Raw genomic sequence first — 18,856 nt, 5'->3', positions numbered from 1 at the left:
GGGTCTTTTGCTTTTCAATCAATCGGTTGTGTTCAAAGGGCAGGATGAGGCCCGCACTATCTTGCTTTCCCCTCATCTTCGCGGCATGGTCCAATAAGAGCATTTTCAGGAAAAGTGGGAACCGGTTTTCCGTCCGGAAATGCGTGAGAACAAAGATTTGAAGCGTTTCTGTATTGCGATGACATGTGGAAACGCTTCAGGCTTATTGACGGAGACTGTGATGAAGGTCGCTCACATTGCCACCCTGCTTGCTGCAGCCCTTGCCGTATCGTCCTGCATGGGCCCGCCGCCGCCGCGTCAGGTCAGCTACCAGCCGCTGCAGCCGCAGGGCGTGGATGGCGCGTGGGTGGACCCGAACGGCATCGTCTCCACCTTCCAGGCGGGCAGCTTCTCCACCCGCTCCACAGATACCAATGCCCTTTTGGCCTCCGGCACCTATACCAACCTCTCGCCGACCCTGGTGGAAATCAACATGACCTCGCTGGTGCGCAAGACGCAGTCGCGTGTCAATTGCGCACTGGTCTCGCCAAGCCAGCTGAACTGCACCACGGATGCAGGCGCGAACTTTTCGCTGCGCCGCAAGGTTTGAGAGAAAACTCCGTCCTCATGGTCATGACAAGCCGCGCCCCCGCGCGGCTTTTTTCGTGTTGAGCGATGGGTGTTTTTGCTTGCGCTCAATTTACGGGGGTGAAAACATGACCACGCCCGGATAGCCAAAACAAACGTCATCAAAGAGGGGTACGGAACGGCAGGGCTTTGCCGTCCCGCAATGGCTTTTACCAGACAAGGAGTTCACGAATGTCGAAAAGATTTAGGATTGGCCTGCTGAGCATCTCCATGCTCGCGCTGTCTTCGGGAGTGGCCTTTGCCGACTTCGAACTGACCATCCTGCATATCAACGATTTCCATTCGCGCATTGAACCGATCAACAAATACGACGCCACCTGCTCTGCCGAGGAAGAGAGCAAGAACCAGTGCTTTGGCGGCGCTGCCCGCATGAAGACGGCGCTGGACCAGACCCGCGCCGCTCTTGCCGGCAAGAACGTGCTGACGCTGAATGCGGGCGACAATTTCCAGGGCTCGCTGTTTTACACCACCTACAAGGGCAAGGCCGAACTGGACGTGATGAACGCCCTGAAATTCGACGCCATGACGCTTGGCAACCATGAATTCGACGACGGGGAAACCGCCATCGCACCCTTCCTGGAAAAGGCGGAATTTCCGGTTCTCGCCGCCAATCTGGAGGCTGGCCCCAATTCCACCATCAAGGACCGCTTCAAGCCCTCGACCATCGTGACGGTCGGCGGCCAGAAGATCGGCATTGTCGGGGCGATCACGCCGGAAACGGCAGAGCTTGCCTCGCCCGGCCCGAACGTGAAATTCACCGACGACATCGCCGCCATCACCGCCGAGGTGAAGAAGCTGAAGGCCGAAGGCGTCAACAAGATCATCGCGCTTACCCATGTCGGCTATCATCGCGACATGCAGATTGCCCAGATCCCGGATGTGGATGTGGTGGTGGGCGGCCATTCGCACACGCTGCTCTCCAACACCGATCCGAAGGCGGAAGGCCCCTATCCGACGATGGTGGACAATCCCGGCGGCTACAAGGTGCCGGTGGTGACGGCCGCCGCCTACAGCAAATATCTCGGCGATGTCACCGTGGTCTTCGATGACAACGGCGCGGTGAAGAGCGCCAAGGGCGATCCGATCCTGATCGATTCCAAGTTCCAGCCGGACGAGGCCATGGCGGCCAAGGTGAAGGAGCTGGGCGGCCCGATCCAGGCACTGCGCCAGAAGGAAATCGGCGAGGCCACCGACGCTATCGATGGCGCGTCCACCAGTTGCCGCGCCAAGGAATGCGCCATGGGCAATCTGGTGGCGGAAGCCATGCTCGACCACACCCGCAACCAGGGCATGAGCATCGCCATTCAAAACGGCGGCGGCCTGCGCGCCTCCATCGGCGGCGGCAAGGTGACGATGGGCTCGGTGATTACCGTTCTGCCCTTCCAGAACACGCTCGCCACGTTCCAGCTCAAGGGGTCCGACGTGGTGGCAGCCCTTGAAAACGGCGTCAGCCAGGTGGATGACGGCGCCGGTCGTTTCCCGCAGGTGGCAGGGCTGAAATACAGCTTCGACCGCTCCAAGCCCGCCGGCAGCCGCATCATGGATGTGCAGGTGAAGGAAGGCGACGGTTTCGTGCCGCTCGACCGCAACAAGCTCTACGGCGTCGTGACCAATAACTACATGCGCTCCGGCGGCGATGGTTACAAGATCTTCGCCACCGCAGGGCAAAACGCCTATGATTACGGCCCGGACCTGGCCGATGTCACGGCGGATTTCCTGGCCAAGCATTCGCCCTACAAGCCGTTCACCGATGGCCGGGTGAGTGAGGTGACGCCCGCAGGCTATGTTGCGCCCGCCGCCCAGCCGAAGACGGCCACCGCCGCCCAGACCACGGCCCCTGCCCCTGCGCCGGCAGCCCCGGCCACGCCTGCTCCGGCAACACCCGCACCGGCAGCACCTGCGGTTTCCGCACCGCCTTCGGCTGCCCAGCCGACGCAGTATACGGTGGTGAAGGGTGACAGCCTGTGGAAGATCGCCGAGGCCACCTATGGTCAGGGCGAGGAATGGGTGAAGATTGCCAAGGCCAACAAGCTGCCGCGCCCCAACCACATCGAAATCGGCGATGTTCTGACGCTGCCTGCCAAGTAAGCGATAGAGATGCGACAAAAAACCGGCCCAGAACTGTTCGGGCCGGTTTTTTCTTTATGTACAGTGATCCTTTGACGCGGCAAAAGCGTAGTTGGAACAGAAATTCCTGAGCAGGATAATCCAGATATGAGCGTAGACATGAGCCATCTCCCCGCCGACCATCCCAAGGTGAATTTTGGAAAGGTGGGCGTGCTGCTGGTCAATCTCGGCACACCGGACGGCACGGATTACACATCCATGCGCCGCTATCTGGCAGAATTCCTGACCGACCGCCGCGTGATCGAATGGTCGCGGCTGCTCTGGTATCCGATCCTCTACGGCATCGTGCTGAACAAGCGCCCGCAAAAGGTGGGAAAGGCCTATGAATCCATCTGGAACAAGGATCTGGACGAGAGCTATCTGCGCACTTATACGCGCAGCCAGGCCGAGAAAATGGCGGCTTCCTTCAAGGACATGCCGAATGTGATCGTCGATTGGGCCATGCGCTACGGCCAGCCTTCGATTAAATCCAAGATGAATGAGTTGCAGCAGCGGGGCTGCGAAAAAATCCTGCTCTTCCCGCTCTATCCGCAATATGCCGCTGCCACCACCGCCACGGTGAATGACGAGGCCTTCAAGGCGCTCCTCAAGATGCGCTGGCAGCCCGCGCTGCGCACCGTACCGCAATATTCCGACGATCCTGTCTATATCGACGCGCTGGCCAACTCGATCGAGAGCCATCTGAAGACGCTGGATTGGGAACCGGAACTGGTGATCACCTCCTATCACGGTATTCCGAAGTCCTATTTCATGAAGGGCGACCCCTATCACTGTCAGTGCTACAAGACGACGCGGCTCCTGCGCGACCGTCTCGGCTGGTCCAAGGAAAAGCTGATGGTCACCTTCCAGTCCCGCTTCGGACCGGAGGAATGGCTGCAACCCTATACCGACAAGACCGTGGAAAAACTGGCCAAGGACGGCGTGAAACGCATCGCCATCCTCAACCCCGGCTTCGTCTCCGACTGCCTGGAAACGCTGGAGGAAATCGCCGGTGAAGCGGGCGAAGACTTCCTGCACAATGGCGGCGAAAAATTCACCCACATCCCCTGCCTCAACGACAGTGACGATGGCATGCGCGTGCTGGAAAGCGTGGTGCGGCGGGAATTGCAGGGCTGGGTGTGAGAAGGTTGTAAGCCCTGTTACCTTACCCTTGATGAAATGTGTAAAATATGTATTTTACACATAAAGGAGCATAGTCATGGCCCAATCCGTCAAAGTGTCCGCAACGGAATTCGCCCGGAAATTCACCAGATTCCGGGAGCAGGTCCAGACGGCAGGGGTCATTGAGGTGACGGCTCATAACCGAACCATTGGCGCTTTTCTGTCCGCGACAGAGCACCAGCACTATCTCGATATGAAAAAACGCGAGCGCGAGGTCATCAAGACCGCCGACATGGATGATGACACCATGGCGTTGATCATGCGTGCGGAATACGGCAAAGCCGCCGAGTGACTTATCCTGCCCCCGTCCCCGGCCTGATCATTCGCTATAATTACCTTTGGCACGCAGAAAAGGAACAGGGGCTCTCCACAGGCAGCAAGGACCGGCCCTGCGCCATCGTCGTGCATCATTCCCGCTCCGGCGATACCATCGTCGTTCCAATCACCCATTCTCCACCGGAGCTTGGAGAGGACAGCTCGTCGATTGAGCTAGCCCCTGAACTCTCCGTGCAGCTTGGGCTGGATGGTGAAACGAACTGGATCCGCGTCAGCGAGGTTAACCGGTTTGTCTGGCCGGGCATTCACCTTCGCCCGCTGCCATCAAACCCTGATCGTTATGATTACGGCATGATCCCGGCCGACCTGTTTGAGGAGATCAAGGCCCGATTGCAGGACGCGATGATGAGAGGGCGCATACCGGCATCAAAGCGGTAGAGATCGAACCGAAAACGGGTTCCAACTTTTCGGCCCGATGCTGTCACAAGACAGCCGCTCCTCACACCCCGCGCCGGTTTCCCCAGAGCAACACATGCAGTTGCGGCAGCACCCGGGCGGTGAACCAGCCGTCTTCCATCACCTTGTCCACCAGCCAGTGCATGCGGGCCATGATGCCATCCAGGTCGATCACGGCATCCTCTTCCTCCGGCGGTGGCGGGGTGTGGTTGCCGGGCTGGAGAGTGACGGGGAGTGCTGGAAAGCGGGCCGCTGCGGATTTGGCGTAGGCATAGTCGGCGTCATCGAAGACGATGAATTTCAGCACGGTTTGCGGCTTGCCGTCAGCCATGGAAAGACAGTCTTCCAGCTTTTGCCAATCGGTTTCCATGCCGCTGGAGGGTGGCTTGGGGGAAAGCACCAGCACGTCGAGATCGGCAAACCAGTCCTTCGGCACCGAACCTTGCGTTTCCAGTGCGAAACGGTAGCCGCGCGCATGGCCATGCGCAATCAATGGCCCGAGCGGCTGGATCGCCGGATTGCCGCCGGAGAGCGAAACCATCAGCGGCTTGCCGTTCGAAAGCGTTTCCACCTCGGCCCAGATTGCCTCGACGCTCAGAGGCTGCCAGTCTTCGCGAAAGCGGCTTTCCACGGCATGCAGGCTGTCGCACCAGGAGCAGCGATAATCGCAGCCGCCGGTGCGCACGAAAACGGTGGGCTGGCCGATCAGCACGCCCTCGCCTTGAATGGTGGGTCCGAAGATTTCCGAGACCCGGATGGTCGTCTCCGTCATGGCCGGTATTCCGCCCAGGTCTTCTGCGTTTCGCTGACGCGGATGGCAGAGGTTTCCGGGAAGCGCTGCTTGCACCAGTCGTAGAAATGCTTTGCCAGACATTCCGCCGTGGTCTTGTCGTGGCCCAGCACATCATTCAGGTGCCGGTGATCGAAATGGTCGTCGATATAGGTCTTCAGCGCTTTCAACTCGTGATAATCGCGCAGGAAGCCGTGTTCGTTCAACTCTTCACCGGAAAGCTCCACCACCACCACATAATTATGCCCGTGCAGGCGGGCGCATTGGTGATCGGCGGGCAGACCCTTCAACTGATGCGAGGCAGAGAAGTGAAATTCCTTGGAGATGCAATACATGCTCACACCTCCTCGGCCTTGAAGCCTTGCGTGGCGGCCACCCAGAAGTCCGGGTCTTCATAGAGGGTGGGGTCCGTAACACCGGCAAGATGAAAGGCTTCGCGCCGTTCCACGCAGGTGCCGCAGCGGCCGCAATGCTTTTCCCCGCCCTTGTAGCAGGACCATGTTTCGGCAAAGGGCGTATGGTATTTCGCACCCTGCCGGACGATCTCGGATTTCGGCACCGTTACGAAGGGCGCCAGCAGTTTCACATCCGCGTAGCCTTCCAGCGCATGGTTCTGCATCACCTGGAAGGCATCGATAAAGCCGGGGCGGCAATCGGGGTAGATGAAGTGATCGCCACCATGCACGGCCACCGCCACCGCATCGGCCTTTTTCGCCGCCGCCACGCCAAAGGCAATGGCCAGCATGATGGCATTGCGGTTCGGCACCACGGTGATCTTCATGGTTTCTTCGGCGTAATGCCCATCCGGCACATCGAGATCATCGGTCAGCGCCGAACCTGTCAGGCTTTTGCCGATAGCGGTGATGTCGATCACCTGATGCGGCACACCGAGACGTTTTGCGGCCAGCGCGGCAAACTCCACTTCCTTTTTATGGCGCTGGCCATAATCGAAGGAGAGAAGGCCGATCAGTTGCTGTTCCGCCGCGATCTTGTGCGCAAGCGAAACGGAATCCAGTCCGCCAGAGCAGACGACAAGCGTTTTCATGATTTTAGTCCTTGTTTTGACCGGGTAGGCTGCGACCGGTGGTGAAAACCCGGCGGTCTTTTAGAGCGTTTCCAGCAAAAGGGAAAGCAGGTTTTGCCTCCGCAAACACGTAACAACAAAGAGCCCTGCATGCGGCACTGGTCAAACCCGGCGCAACGCCTTACATTTCCTAACATTGTGGGAAGGTGGGGTTTGGATGAGCGGATTTGATATTGTCGTCATTGCGCTTGTGGCATTCGTGGTGCTGGTGCTGTTTGCAGGCATCAAGACCGTGCCGCAGGGCTATCGCTACACGGTGGAGCGCTTCGGCCGCTATACCCGCACGCTGGAGCCGGGGCTGAACATCATCACCCCCTTCATCGAAACCATCGGCGCCAGGATGAACGTCATGGAGCAGGTGCTGGACGTGCCGACCCAGGAGGTCATCACCAAGGACAATGCCAGCGTTTCCGCCGATGCGGTGGCTTTCTTCCAGGTGCTGAACGCCGCGCAGGCGGCCTATCAGGTGGCCAATCTGCAAAATGCCATCCTCAATCTCACCATGACCAATATCCGCTCGGTCATGGGCTCGATGGATCTGGATGAGCTTCTCTCCAATCGCGACGCCATCAATGACAAGCTTTTGCGGGTGGTGGACGAGGCCGTTGGCCCCTGGGGCGTGAAGGTCACGCGCGTCGAAATCAAGGATATCCAGCCGCCAAAGGATCTGGTGGACGCCATGGCGCGGCAGATGAAGGCCGAACGCGAAAAGCGCGCCCAGGTGCTCGAAGCGGAGGGCATGCGCAATGCGCAGATCCTGAAGGCGGAAGGGGCAAAGCAGGCCGCCATCCTGCAAGCCGAAGGCCGGCGCGAGGCCGCCTATCGCGAGGCGGAAGCGCGCGAGCGCCTGGCGGAAGCCGAGGCCAAGGCCACGACGCTGGTCTCCGAGGCCATCGCCGCCGGTGACGTCAATGCCATCAACTATTTCGTGGCGCAGAAATATACCGAAGCCATGGCCTCGATCGGCACCGCCAGCAATGCAAAGATCGTGCTGATGCCGATGGAAGCGTCGTCCCTGATCGGGTCGCTCGGCGGGATCGGGGCCATCGCCCGCGAGGTGTTTGCGGACGGCACACAACCTGCCCGCCAGCCCGCGCCGCGGCCCCAGCCGCGCAGCACGCCAGCCGTCAATCCCCTCACCCCGCCACAGGAGTAGCGCCATGCTGCAATGGCTCGTGGATCAACTGGGCCCGTGGAGCTGGTGGATTGTCGGCCTTGTCTTGCTGGCCGCCGAACTCGTCATGCCGGGCATGTTCCTGATATGGTTCGGCCTGGGCGCCATGCTCACGGGTCTGCTGTCGCTGGCGCTCTGGGGGGATTTCTTCTGGTCATGGCAGGTGCAGGCCCTCACCTTCGCCGTGCTCTCGGTTTTTTCCATCGTGCTTGGCCGCAAGCTTTTGAAGAATGAGGCCGCCAAGAGCGACGAACCCTTGCTGAACCAGCGCACCGCCAGCCTCGTGGGCCGCACGGCCACGCTGGAGGAGCCCATTCGTGACGGCCGGGGCCGGATCAAGCTGGACGATACCTGGTGGCCTGTTCAAGGCCCTGACCTCGACGGCGGCACCAAGGTGATGGTGATGAGTGCACGGGGGCGGGATCTGATGGTAGATATCGCCTAGGATGTGTGGTTATTCAGCTTTGGGCGGACTGCAAACGGCAATTTCCTGCGCTTCCGGTACTCATGTACTTAAGTACACTCCGTTCCGGTTCTCGAAAATCACCGTTTTCGCCACCCCCAAAACTGAATAACCACACATCCTACCGACAGAAACCGCTTAAAAACTCAGGCGACGCCGACGCGTAGCAGATCGTGGAAGTGCACGATGCCGCTCGGCATGCCGTCGGTATCCGTCACGAAGAGCGCTGAAATATTGTACTGGTTCAAAAGCGCCATGGCGCTGGTGGCCAGCGTATCGGTCTTGACGGTCTTCGGGTTGCGGGTCATCACCTCTTCCACCGCACGCTCGCCGAGATTGCGGGTGAGATTACGGGCAATATCGCCGTCGGTGATAATGCCGACCAGACGGCCAGCCTCGTCGGTGACGCCGACGCAGCCGAAGCGCTTTTGCGACAGCATGATGATGGCTTCCGGCACGGAGGTGCCGACCGGCACCAGCGGCACTTCATCGCCGATATGCATCATATCGCCGACATGGGTCAGCATGGCGCCCAGCTTGCCGCCGGGGTGGAAGACGCGGAAATCATTGGCACCGAAGCCGCGCGCCTCCAGCAGCGCCAGCGCCAGCGCATCGCCGATCGCCATCTGCATCATGGTGGAGGTGGTGGGGGCGAGGCCATGCGGGCAGGCTTCCTGCACCTTGGGCAGCAGCAGAACGATATCGGCCTCGCGGGCCAGCGTCGAGGTTTCGCCGGAGGTAATGGCGATCAGCGGAATGGAAAAACGCCGCGTGAACGAGAGAATGCCGTGCAGCTCGGTGCTTTCGCCGCTCCAGGACATTGCAATCACCACGTCATCGCGGGCGATCATGCCGAGATCGCCGTGATTGGCTTCTGCCGGATGGATGAAGAAAGCAGGCGTGCCTGTGGAGGCGAAGGTCGCCGCGATCTTGCCGCCGATATGGCCGCTCTTGCCGACGCCCGATACGATGACGCGACCGGAACTGCTGCCGATCACCTTGATGGCATTGCAGAACGGACCGGCAAGCGGACCCGCCAGAGCCTCCTCCAGCGCCGCAAGGCCGCTCTGTTCCGTGGAGACCACACGAAGCGCGGATTGAACCGCACTGGCTTCTACAAGTTTGACAGCGAGCTTGTTCATGCAAGGTCATCTATCGCGAAAGCGGCCTTCTGTCCATTCACCCTTGCCAACAGACTGTAAAAAAAGAGGAATTTAACATTTCCCAATCTAATCGATTAGATGGGCGAGACGGGTGTGTGAAACGGCAAACACAACGAATAATTAACCAAGTTTATTTACCACTTACCGCACAGGCCGATGCATAAGAGACCCTCGTTTTCATGTCCTTACCCGCACCCCGCTCCAAAGCTTCACAGCGCAGCCCCCGGCTCGCCTGGATGGCGGCCGTGGGCGTGGTGACGCTCGGCACAGTCTCGGCGCTGGCGCAGCAGGCCACGGGCGTTTTGGGGTTGAGGGGCGCGGTGACGACGGATGAGGCAAGCGCTGGCACGGATGCGCAGTCCACAGCCGCCACCCCATCAACGGCATCGGATGCCGCGACCTCTGCCGCCGCCAAGCGAGAGATTCAGGATGCGCTGGATGCGGCAAGTTTTCGCCGTATCACCGATGACTCGCTCGATGCCGGACGGCAGAACCTGCGGCAATCGCCGCTGGACGAGCGCCGCCAGCCCCGCACCGGCGATGACGGCCTGGGCATCCGCATTGGCAGCATGGTGCTGAAACCGGAGGTCAGCCAAGGCGTCAGCATCGAGCGCGAAAACAATGCGGGCGACCGGAAGAACACCACCTATTGGGACAACGGCCTGAAGGGCACGCTGACCTCGGACTGGTCGCGGCATGAGTTGAAGATTACCGGCGATGGTTCCTGGCGGCGCAAGATTGCAGGCGATGGCGACGACGATCCTGCAGGACGGGTGGATGCGGCGCTGAGGCTCGATCTTGCCGATGATTTTGCCGCACGGCTCACCGCCGGCTACGGCTTCAGCCGTGAAAACACCACCGATCCCAACGCCATTCGCGATGCCACCGTGCAATCCGGCGTCAACCAGTTTTCCACTGGCGCGCTCATCGAGCGCGACGCCGGCAAGCTGCGTGGCTCCGTCGGCATCACCTTCGACCGCTATACCTATACCGATGCAACGCTATCGGATGGCAGCAGGCTGTCCAACTCCGACCGCAACCGCAACAGCGTAACACTGGCAAGCCGGATCGGCTACGAGATCTCGCCGGCGCTGACGCCCTTTCTCGAAGCGTCGGTGGGCAAGACCCGCTATGACGATGCCCGCGACAGCGCAGGCTATGCGCGGTCTGGCAATCTTTACGGCGCAAAGGCTGGCATTGCCTCCGATCTGGGCGAAAAGCTGAAGGGTGAGCTGGCGCTGGGCTATGAACGGGCGAGCTTCGATGACAGCCGCCTTGACGATCTTGGCGCCATGACGATCGACGGCACCGTTTCCTGGTCGCCCCGGCGCGGCACCAATGTCGATCTGGGGCTGAAAACCTCCATCGAACCCTCCACCACGGCGGGGGTCAGTGGCGATGTCGCCTATGCGCTGACGGCGCTGGTAACGCATGAATTGCGCAACAATCTCGTGGCAAGGCTCTCCGGCGGCACCACCTGGCGCAATTATCGCGGCGCGAGCGAGGATTCCACCTATTACACCGCAGGCTTCGGACTGACCTATGCGATCAACCGCACGGTCGATCTGACGGCGGATGTCGCCTACGAGCTTTCCAGCAGCAGCACCGATGACAAGACGCTGAGGGCGGGGATCGGACTGAAGCTCAAGCATTAGGGTCAAAACTCAATCAGGATGGGTGTTCTGCAAGGCGTATTTTGTGTCTGAGTAGGAGGAAAGGTGCAGGAAATGCCGATCATTTTTAAACCTTTCCGACACCCGCAGGCGCAAAATACGCCTTGCCCGAAGGGTTGAGCGGGATGGGCCGACTGATTGCGAACAATGCTCGACAAGGCCTCAGGGCCTTGCCTTGCGCTTGTTCGCTGCCATTCAATCCCATCCCGTTCAACAGAACACCCATCCTGATTGAGTTTTGACCCTAGAGCGTTTCATTGTTTCACGGAAACATTGAAACGCTCTAAATCTTTGTTTTTACGCATTTCCGGACGGAAAACCGCTAGGCCCTTTTCCTGGAAATGCTCTAAAAAAAGCCGCTACCTGCACAGGCGGCGGCCTTTTTGACAGTCATGCAACGTCGTTTATTTCAGCGCCGCAACCAGCGCCTTCAACTGTGCTTCCACGGAGGGGCGAATGTCCTCGCGCTGCAGTGCGAAGGCGACATTGGCGAGAATGAAACCATCCTTGGCGCCGCAGTCATAGGTTTCGCCCTTGAAGTGGTAACCTGCGAAATCCTGCTTCTTCGCCAGCTTCAGCATGCCGTCGGTCAGCTGGATTTCATTGCCGGCGCCGCGTTCCTGGGTTTCGAGAATCTCGAAAATCTCCGGCTGCAGGATGTAACGGCCATTGATAAAGAAGTTGGACGGTGCCGTGCCCTTGGCAGGCTTTTCCACCATCTCGGTGATCTTGAAGCCGCCGTCCAGTTGCTGGCCGACGCCAACGATGCCGTATTTATGCGCCTGATCCGGGTGGCATTCCTCAACCGCGATGATGTTGCCGCCAGCCTTGTCGTAAAGCTCGACCATGCCCTTCATGCAGCCCTTGTCGTCCCGCATGATCATATCGGGCAGAAGCAGGGCGAAGGGCTCGTTGCCAACGATGTCGCGGGCGCACCAGACGGCGTGACCAAGACCCAGGGGTTCCTGCTGGCGCGTAAAGCTCGCGGTGCCGGCCTTGGGCAGAATGCCCGACAAGAGGGTGAGTTCCGCATTCTTGTTACGGGCCTTCAGGGTCTGTTCCAGCTCATACTGAATGTCGAAATAATCCTCGATCACGCCCTTGCCGCGACCGGTGACGAAAACGAAATGCTCGACGCCAGCTTCGGCGGCCTCATCGACCACATACTGGATGACCGGCTTGTCCACCACGGTCAGCATTTCCTTCGGCACCGCCTTGGTGGCGGGCAGGAAACGCGTTCCAAGGCCCGCGACGGGGAAAACGGCTTTGCGGATTTTCTTCTGGTTACCCACTCATTCCTCCTGGAGGATCAACGATCAAACATGCACGCCTAAAAAGATCGGCCCCTCCAAACGCGTGAGCCGTCTCTTGGTTCAAATCTTTCACATTTCCGTTTCCGCCGCAGGCTGCGGCTTTTCCCGGAAAGAGCTTCAATCGATTAGCAGTTTCAACATGAATGGATTCTGACTAATTTCGGGCTTATCAAACTTGGCCGTATAAGAGTATTTCCGGGTTTGCGGACGGAAAGACGGTTCGCACTTTTCCTGGAACACTCCAGGGTTGAGGCACGGCACAGCAAGGGAAAGCGGCCTCATTAGCACGGCCGAATTGATTTCGGAATTCTTTCCGGATTTGGTAAATTGGTAAAGAATTTGTTGAGACCTCTGGTCTTACACTGTGGGGCCAATGCCAATCCTTGCCAATGCCACTCCTTGGATGAGCCGATGACCAGAAAAGCCCTCTCTGCCCCCGGCAAGCTGTTTGCAGCATTCGCCCTTGGCTGTATGACCTTCATGCCGCTGACCGCCCATGCCGACGCCGCCTTCCAGAAATGGATCCGCGATTTCTATCCGGTGGCGGCGCGGGAGGGCATCAGCGCGGATACCTATCGCCGTGCCTTTGCCGGCATCAAGGATCCCGATCCGGATGTGCTGCAAAAGGCGGCCTACCAGCCCGAATTCAAATCGGAAGTCTGGGACTATCTGGATTCGCGCGTGAACCCCTACACTGTCAAAATCGGCCGGGAAATGCTGGCCCGCCATGGCCGCACGCTCGCCTCGCTGGAGCGCTATTTCGGCGTAGACAAACATATTCTGCTGGCCATCTGGTCGATGGAAAGCAATTACGGAGCAGTGCTCGTCAAGGATGACAAGCTGCATTACGTGCCGCAGGCGCTGGCGACGCTGGGCTATGCCGATGCGAAACGGGCCAAATATGCCCGCACCCAGTTGATTGCCGCCCTGAAGATCCTGCAAAACGGCGATATCACGCCCAAGGAGATGACCGGCTCCTGGGCGGGCGCCATGGGCCACACCCAGTTCATTCCGACAAGCTACCTGCTCTATGCGGTGGATGCCGATGGCAATGGCCACAAGGATATCTGGAATTCCATTCCCGATGCACTGGCAACCTCCGCCAACCTGCTCTCCAAGAACGGCTGGGAAAGCGGCAAGACCTGGGGCTATGAGGCCCGCGTTCCGCGCGGCGGCGCACGCTATGCCGGCAAGACCCTGACCCTTGCCGAATGGCAGCGGCTGGGCTTCGTACGCCCGAATGGCAAGGCCTTTGCCAGACCGGGTGAACGGGCGCAGTTGAAGCTTCTGGCGGGCGAAGATGGCCCAGGCTTCCTGATGACCTCCAACTTCTTCACCATCAAGAAATACAATGCCGCCGATACCTATGCGCTGGCGGTGGGTCTTCTGGCCGATGAAATCGCCGGTTATGGCGGCATGGTGCAATCCTGGCCGCGCCCGGACGGCACGCTGGACATCAAGGAGAAATTCGAGCTTCAGACCCGCATGAAGGCGCTCGGCTATTATAATGGCGAAATCGACGGCAATTTCGGCTCCGGTTCCAAGGCCGCCATTGCCGCCATCCAGCAGCGGCTGGGCATGCAAAGCGATGGCGAACCTTCCAAGCCATTGCTCGATGTGCTGCGCAAGCACTAGGGTGTGTGGGTATTCAGCTTTGGGCGGGCTGCAAACGGCAATTTCCTGCGCTTCCGGTGCTCATGTACTCAAGTACACTCCGCTCCGGTTCTCGAAAATCACCGTTTTCGCCTCCCCCAAAACTGAATCCCCACACACCCTAGAGCATGTCGCGCCAAAGTGTGCAGCGGTTTTGCGATAACGACATGCGTTAAAACAAGAACGTAACGCACGTTGCATGAAGCTGATAAGCCGCAACGGGCTTTAGAGCATCGGACCTTTGAGAGAGACGCATGACGCGTTCGAGACTTAAACTTGAAGCCCGCGATGTCATGACGATGATCATGGCGCTTGCGCTGTTGGCCGTGTCGGCCGGCGCCTCCATGGCGCAGGATTATCCGCGCCAGCGCCGGACACTGCTGGACTTTCTGTTTGGCCGCTCGGAACCCGCCCCGCGCTATCGCAACCTGCAACGCAATGAATTTCCGACCGCGCCGCAGCGTCCGCGCCGAAAGCCCGCCGCCTCACCGGCCCGCGCCGCCCCACCGCCCGTGGCGACGCCCGAGACGCCGCCCGCACCGGCCAAGCTGGACAAGGCCCAGAAAATCCTGGTGATCGGCGATTTCTTTGCGTCTTCCATCGGCGATGGCCTGGCGGAGGCCTTCCGCGATTCCCCCGGCACGGTGGTGGAGGTCCGCTCCAACGGCTCCTCCGGTCTCGTGCGCGACGATTATTTCGACTGGCAGAAGCAATTGCCGAAAATGCTGGACGAGGTAAAGCCGGCGCTGGTGGTGATTGAAGTGGGCGCCAATGACCGCCAACAGATGACGGCAAGCGGCGGCGAGCAGCGCTTTCCGACGGACGGTTGGTTCAGCGAATATGAGCGCCGGGTGGACGCGCTGGCCCGCAAGATCACCGACAAACATATTCCGCTGATCTGGGCCGGTCTGCCGCCGGTGAAATCACCCGGCATGTCTGCCGATCTCAGCAGGTTCAACGCGCTCTACCGCAAGAGTGCGGAAAGGCTGGGCGGCGAGTTCGTCGATCTCTGGGACGGTTTTGTCGATCAGGATGGCGCCTTCGTGCTGACCGGCTCGGATGTCAACGGCCAGCAGGTGCGCCTGCGCGGACCGGACGGCATCAGCATGACGGATGCCGGAAAGCGCAAGATGGCATTCTATCTCGAAAAATCGGTGCGCAAGCTTCTGGGCGCCATGGCAAGCCCCGGCCTGGTGCGGCTCGACCTCGATAACCCGCCCAGCCTGCCGGACACGCCGCTGCGGCTGGGGGATGAAGCCTTCCGCACGCCGCCGATGAAGATTTCCGATCCGGCGCTGGATGGCGGTGACAGGCTGCTCGGCGGGCCGCTTCCCGCCCAAACGGCGAAGACGCCTTCGCCACGTGACCTGCTGGTGACGACCGGCATTGCCCCGGATGCCCCGAGCGGACGGCTCGATGACTTCCGGCTGCCCTCAATAGCCAAATAAAGCCGCTCCGCCATTGTAACAGGAGCAGTTGAGGCGCCACATATATGTGTTCTGATGCGCCCAAAGCTTGCGATTGACGCAGAAAGCTAATCTGTGATCCTATTTACGCCCTCTTGAGATCAGCCATCACCAATAGATGAAAGCAGCAGACTTCACGTCTTCCTTTACAAGGGAAGGCAGCAATGAAAACAATTAGTAATAGACTTAAATATGCATTAAAATATAAAGATATTGGAAAACTTTATGCACTTGCAGTTGATTTGGGCGTCGACATCAGCTCGATCAGCAAATGGACCAACAACGGCAGCATATCTCTTCAAAATGCGATCAAGATATCAGATTATCTCGATATTTCTCTGGATTGGCTTCTTCTGGGCCGAGGCCATATAGAACAGCATAAGATCGGCGGATATGCAATCGAAACGAGAAAAATCCTGCAGGCCTGCGAAAAATTATCGGAGGACTCGCTGAAAAAACTGGAGGACTTCCTTACGTCACTGTAAATATTCATAATATTGTATATTCACGCAGCCCTGAAGCAATTCAGGCTTCTGGACCGGCTGCACGAAAAAGAATGGCCGCCAAGCCACAGGCTAGCGGGGGCGGCCATTATATATAATTATCGCCTTGCCGCATCCGCCGCCGCCGCATAAGCCATGCTCGTCTGGCTGATCGATCTATTTGAATATATCATCATTTTAGCCCCCAGATCATTACGTAACTGTTCGATGACATTGTTGCGGAGGCGCCTATCAGGTAACGCTACACCCTCGAGTGTGGGTATGCCTGCCCCGGCCCGGCTGGGCGTCATGACCATGGTCCCTCCCGAAATCTGCATCATGATATCTGCCACAGCCAAAACGCGATCAAACGTGCCTCGCTTGAATGGTCCAGCCTCCTGGAATACCGGCAATTCCGCCAGCAGCAATGCGATCAAACCTGTCACATGCGGCGCCGACATGGATGTACCGGATTGCGCCCCAAACGCATTACCAGGAACAGTAGAGATGATACCTACCCCAGGCGCGCCGAGATCGATTTCCGGACCGTGAGATGAAAAACGCGCAAAAAACAGGCCGTTGTCGGTTGCGCTACCCGGCAGGATCTGCGTCGCGTCGTAGGTGTTGGCAACCACGGCTTCCTTCAGGCCGATAGCGGAAATTGCCAGAGAGGACGGTGAGTTGGCGGGAAACATCACGGCTGAGCCATCGTTACCGGCAGAGGCAACGCAGCAAATGCCATTCAATGTCAGTCTTTCGATCCGCTGCTGTAGAATGGGGCTCAACTGACGCTGGCCAAGGCTGAGATTGACGACATCCACACCGCGGCGCAGGCATTCATCGAGCGCCTCAAGCAGCGCATCGCTACCGCCATAAGGAAAGATTTTGAAAACATGAAGTTCCACACCGGGCGCAATACCTGTGAAAGGGTATTTCTCTGTCGGGCGCGCGCCTATCAGACCTGCCGTGTGTGTGCCATGACCAACCTCGTCGGTATTCCATGCATCAGGCGATTGTTTGGGATTGAAATTTTTGCCATGGACGACGTGAGCAAGAGAGTCGTGTCCGCCATCAATCCCGGAATCGATCACGGCCACCTTGATGCCTTCACCGCGGAACTTCGTCGCGGATCGTGGATGCAAAAGGCCCATCAATTCCTGTCCCCACCCACCGACAACGGTTTTCATCGCGGTTTTGAAAGAACGGATTTTCACGACATTGGTGCGGCGCTTATCAAGCTCGGGCCGCTCTGCATAGAAATCCCAATACCATGCCTTGGGCATGACCCGCAGAGTTTTGATCGGAAAATTCTGGTTGCTGTAAATGCCGATCTGCACCATACCGCGCTCATCGGTCATTGCCGTGCGCTTTTCGAAGTCGGTGGAAAGCGCCACCTGAACACCCGCGACAGGATCACCATTTTCGTCTACGACCTGCAGCGTAAAGCCCGACGTCGTGTCGTCAGACGTCTGCGAGGCTGATGCGATTTCGGCATGGGACATCAGATAGGTCAAGGGTTCCGCCACCACCGTCGGCGGCAGCGAAGCCATCACATGCGGCTCTGCCTGAACCACATAGGTCGGCTGCGCAGACTGCTGATCGGAGTCCACCCCCTGCAGTTGAAGCGGCTCGGATCCGACGATCGTTCGCACGATCTCTAGACCTTCCAGTGTAGCAAGAGCATCCGCCTTGTCCTGCAAATCAGATGCACTCATGGGCGTTAAACCCAGATACACTGCGGCAAGCCCCTGAGTGGAGGTTAGCAGATGGCGCGTCTTAGCCGCAGAGACAACGTTTGGCGGAAGAGTTTTCTCAGTCATGGTATGAAATCCCCAATTACATTGAAAATCAGATATTTAAAGATCTTGGCCAGGAAAGATCGAGGCCTGCTGCATAATTCCTTAAATTGGAATCGATTTAAGGATAAAATTATGCAGCAGATTTAAAGTCTTACAGCGTCCTTTGTGCGTTTGATAAAACGCACGGCGCTGTAATAGACTGTGGTTCGAAAAGCCGGCCACCCACCGAGGCCGGGAAAACCCGGCCTCAGCAAGCGTCAGACATCAGATTGACAGGCGGCTGCGGGCGAAAGTAGAGCCCTGGGATGCGTTGCCCCACTTGGCATCCCCCAGTCCAAGGGACTGCAGGGCAAGGGATTTCATCTGCGTCGAAGTGTTGGAATTCTGCGACGGCGGAGGCGGCGGCGGGTTGCTGCCACCCAATGCATTGATGTACCATTGTACCAGAGGCGGAATCCCGCCAACATTTACAATGACGGGAAGCGCCTTGGCGATCTTCTGCATTGAGTTGCCGGCCATTTGAAGCGCATCCCCCTGTGCAAGCTCCGGATTATAGTAGGAAACCGGCTGGTAGCCGTAGCCGGGGGCCACACTGAAGGGGATGAGCTGCTGGGCGATGCCACCCGCGGCATTGCCAATCGCGCCGCCGATCTGGCCGCCGAAGCCCGGCACGATCATATTGCCGATCATCGAACCTACGGCGGACGCGCCCTGACCGATCAGGTCACCGAAAAAACCTTGCGGCATGACAGCGGCCTGGGCCGGAGCATAAGCCTGCTGGTAGCCATAGGCCGGGGCAACGCTGAAGGGAATGAGCTGCTGGCCAATGCCGCCAACAGCATTGCCAATCGCGCCGCCGATCTGGCCGCCAATTCCGGGGGCAAAATGATTACCGATCATGGAACCGATCACCGGAGCGCCCTGACCAACCAGATCGCCGAAGAAGCCTTGCGGCATAACAGCAGACTGGGACGGAACGTAAGCCTGCTGGTAGCCATAGCCCGGCGCCACACTGAAGGGGATGAGCTGCTGGGCGATGCCGCCAGCGGCATTGCCAATCGCGCCGCCGATCTGGCCGCCGAAGCCCGGCACGATCATGTTGCCGATCATAGAGCCAACAGCAGACGCGCCCTGGCCGATGAGATCACC

At 58.9% G+C, this 18,856-nt stretch carries 18 protein-coding genes; 11 read left to right on the top strand and 7 right to left on the bottom strand.

The window, feature by feature from the left end; all coding sequences use genetic code 11:
- Positions 1–220 precede the first annotated feature (220 nt).
- The 5 genes from omp10 (at position 221) to QO005_RS22000 (ending at position 4,629) form a co-directional block, all read left to right on the top strand.
- Positions 221–589: an outer membrane lipoprotein Omp10 gene (omp10, locus tag QO005_RS22020; protein ID WP_307160175.1), complete on the top strand. Its 369-nt coding sequence runs from the start codon at positions 221–223 to the stop codon at positions 587–589.
- Between the two features lie 209 nt (positions 590–798).
- A complete protein-coding gene (locus QO005_RS22015) occupies positions 799–2,715 on the top strand; it encodes a bifunctional metallophosphatase/5'-nucleotidase (protein ID WP_307160174.1) in 1,917 nt (638 codons plus the stop codon).
- Positions 2,716–2,841: 126 nt separating this feature from the next.
- Positions 2,842–3,876, top strand: a complete 1,035-nt coding sequence (hemH, locus tag QO005_RS22010) for a ferrochelatase (RefSeq protein ID WP_307160173.1) — start codon at positions 2,842–2,844, stop codon at positions 3,874–3,876.
- A 76-nt stretch (positions 3,877–3,952) separates the two neighbouring features.
- Positions 3,953–4,207, top strand: coding sequence for a hypothetical protein (locus QO005_RS22005; protein ID WP_307160172.1), 255 nt, complete (start codon positions 3,953–3,955; stop codon positions 4,205–4,207).
- On the top strand, positions 4,204–4,629 hold the full coding sequence (locus QO005_RS22000) for a hypothetical protein (RefSeq protein WP_307160171.1): 426 nt from the start codon (positions 4,204–4,206) through the stop codon (positions 4,627–4,629). The genes QO005_RS22005 and QO005_RS22000 overlap by 4 nt, the downstream gene beginning before the upstream one ends.
- A gap of 61 nt (positions 4,630–4,690) precedes the next feature.
- On the opposite strand, the gene queE is transcribed toward QO005_RS22000, so the two are convergent.
- The 3 genes from queE to queC are packed head-to-tail and all read right to left on the bottom strand — an operon-like array spanning position 4,691 to position 6,482.
- A complete protein-coding gene (queE, locus tag QO005_RS21995) occupies positions 4,691–5,419 on the bottom strand; it encodes a 7-carboxy-7-deazaguanine synthase QueE (RefSeq protein WP_307160170.1) in 729 nt (242 codons plus the stop codon).
- The gene (queD, locus tag QO005_RS21990) at positions 5,416–5,772 is read right to left on the bottom strand and encodes a 6-carboxytetrahydropterin synthase QueD (RefSeq protein WP_307160169.1); all 357 of its coding nucleotides are present in this window, start codon (positions 5,770–5,772) and stop codon (positions 5,416–5,418) included. Before queD ends, queE begins: the two co-directional genes overlap by 4 nt.
- A gap of 2 nt (positions 5,773–5,774) precedes the next feature.
- Entirely contained in the window at positions 5,775–6,482 is a 708-nt protein-coding gene (gene queC, locus QO005_RS21985) for a 7-cyano-7-deazaguanine synthase QueC (protein WP_307160168.1), read from the bottom strand.
- Between the two features lie 196 nt (positions 6,483–6,678).
- Here queC and QO005_RS21980 point away from each other — a divergent pair, with 196 nt between their 5' ends.
- Together QO005_RS21980 and QO005_RS21975 are read left to right on the top strand one after the other, a co-directional pair.
- Positions 6,679–7,677 carry an SPFH domain-containing protein gene (locus QO005_RS21980; protein WP_307160167.1) on the top strand — a complete coding sequence of 333 codons (999 nt, stop codon included), beginning with the start codon at positions 6,679–6,681 and terminating at the stop codon, positions 7,675–7,677.
- Between the two features lie 4 nt (positions 7,678–7,681).
- Complete coding sequence (locus tag QO005_RS21975; protein WP_307160166.1) at positions 7,682–8,140, top strand: NfeD family protein; 459 nt, start codon at positions 7,682–7,684, stop codon at positions 8,138–8,140.
- Positions 8,141–8,304: 164 nt separating this feature from the next.
- Here QO005_RS21975 and QO005_RS21970 read toward each other — a convergent pair whose 3' ends face one another.
- Entirely contained in the window at positions 8,305–9,300 is a 996-nt protein-coding gene (locus QO005_RS21970; RefSeq protein WP_307160165.1) for a KpsF/GutQ family sugar-phosphate isomerase, read from the bottom strand.
- Between the two features lie 200 nt (positions 9,301–9,500).
- Between QO005_RS21970 and QO005_RS21965 the strand changes: the two genes are divergently transcribed.
- Positions 9,501–10,976, top strand: a complete 1,476-nt coding sequence (locus QO005_RS21965) for an outer membrane beta-barrel protein (protein ID WP_307160164.1) — start codon at positions 9,501–9,503, stop codon at positions 10,974–10,976.
- A 422-nt stretch (positions 10,977–11,398) separates the two neighbouring features.
- On the opposite strand, the gene galU is transcribed toward QO005_RS21965, so the two are convergent.
- Positions 11,399–12,286 (bottom strand): UTP--glucose-1-phosphate uridylyltransferase GalU, encoded by an 888-nt coding sequence (gene galU / locus QO005_RS21960; protein ID WP_307160162.1) that lies wholly within the window; start codon positions 12,284–12,286, stop codon positions 11,399–11,401.
- A 492-nt stretch (positions 12,287–12,778) separates the two neighbouring features.
- Here galU and QO005_RS21955 point away from each other — a divergent pair, with 492 nt between their 5' ends.
- The 3 genes from QO005_RS21955 (at position 12,779) to QO005_RS21945 (ending at position 15,911) form a co-directional block, all read left to right on the top strand.
- Entirely contained in the window at positions 12,779–13,942 is a 1,164-nt protein-coding gene (locus QO005_RS21955; protein ID WP_307160208.1) for a lytic murein transglycosylase, read from the top strand.
- A 272-nt stretch (positions 13,943–14,214) separates the two neighbouring features.
- A complete protein-coding gene (locus tag QO005_RS21950; protein ID WP_307160161.1) occupies positions 14,215–15,408 on the top strand; it encodes an SGNH/GDSL hydrolase family protein in 1,194 nt (397 codons plus the stop codon).
- A gap of 182 nt (positions 15,409–15,590) precedes the next feature.
- On the top strand, positions 15,591–15,911 hold the full coding sequence (locus QO005_RS21945; RefSeq protein ID WP_307160160.1) for a helix-turn-helix domain-containing protein: 321 nt from the start codon (positions 15,591–15,593) through the stop codon (positions 15,909–15,911).
- 116 nt (positions 15,912–16,027) lie between these two features.
- Here QO005_RS21945 and QO005_RS21940 read toward each other — a convergent pair whose 3' ends face one another.
- A complete protein-coding gene (locus QO005_RS21940; RefSeq protein ID WP_307160159.1) occupies positions 16,028–17,728 on the bottom strand; it encodes a S8 family peptidase in 1,701 nt (566 codons plus the stop codon).
- A gap of 243 nt (positions 17,729–17,971) precedes the next feature.
- A partial coding sequence (locus QO005_RS21935; RefSeq protein WP_370878136.1) for a hypothetical protein occupies positions 17,972–18,856 on the bottom strand: 885 nt, incomplete at its 5' end.

Source organism: Allorhizobium paknamense (genome assembly GCF_030815125.1).
Taxonomy (GTDB): domain Bacteria; phylum Pseudomonadota; class Alphaproteobacteria; order Rhizobiales; family Rhizobiaceae; genus Allorhizobium; species Allorhizobium paknamense.
Note: the sequence above shows the minus strand (reverse complement) of the source record. Positions and strands in the feature narration are given on the sequence as shown.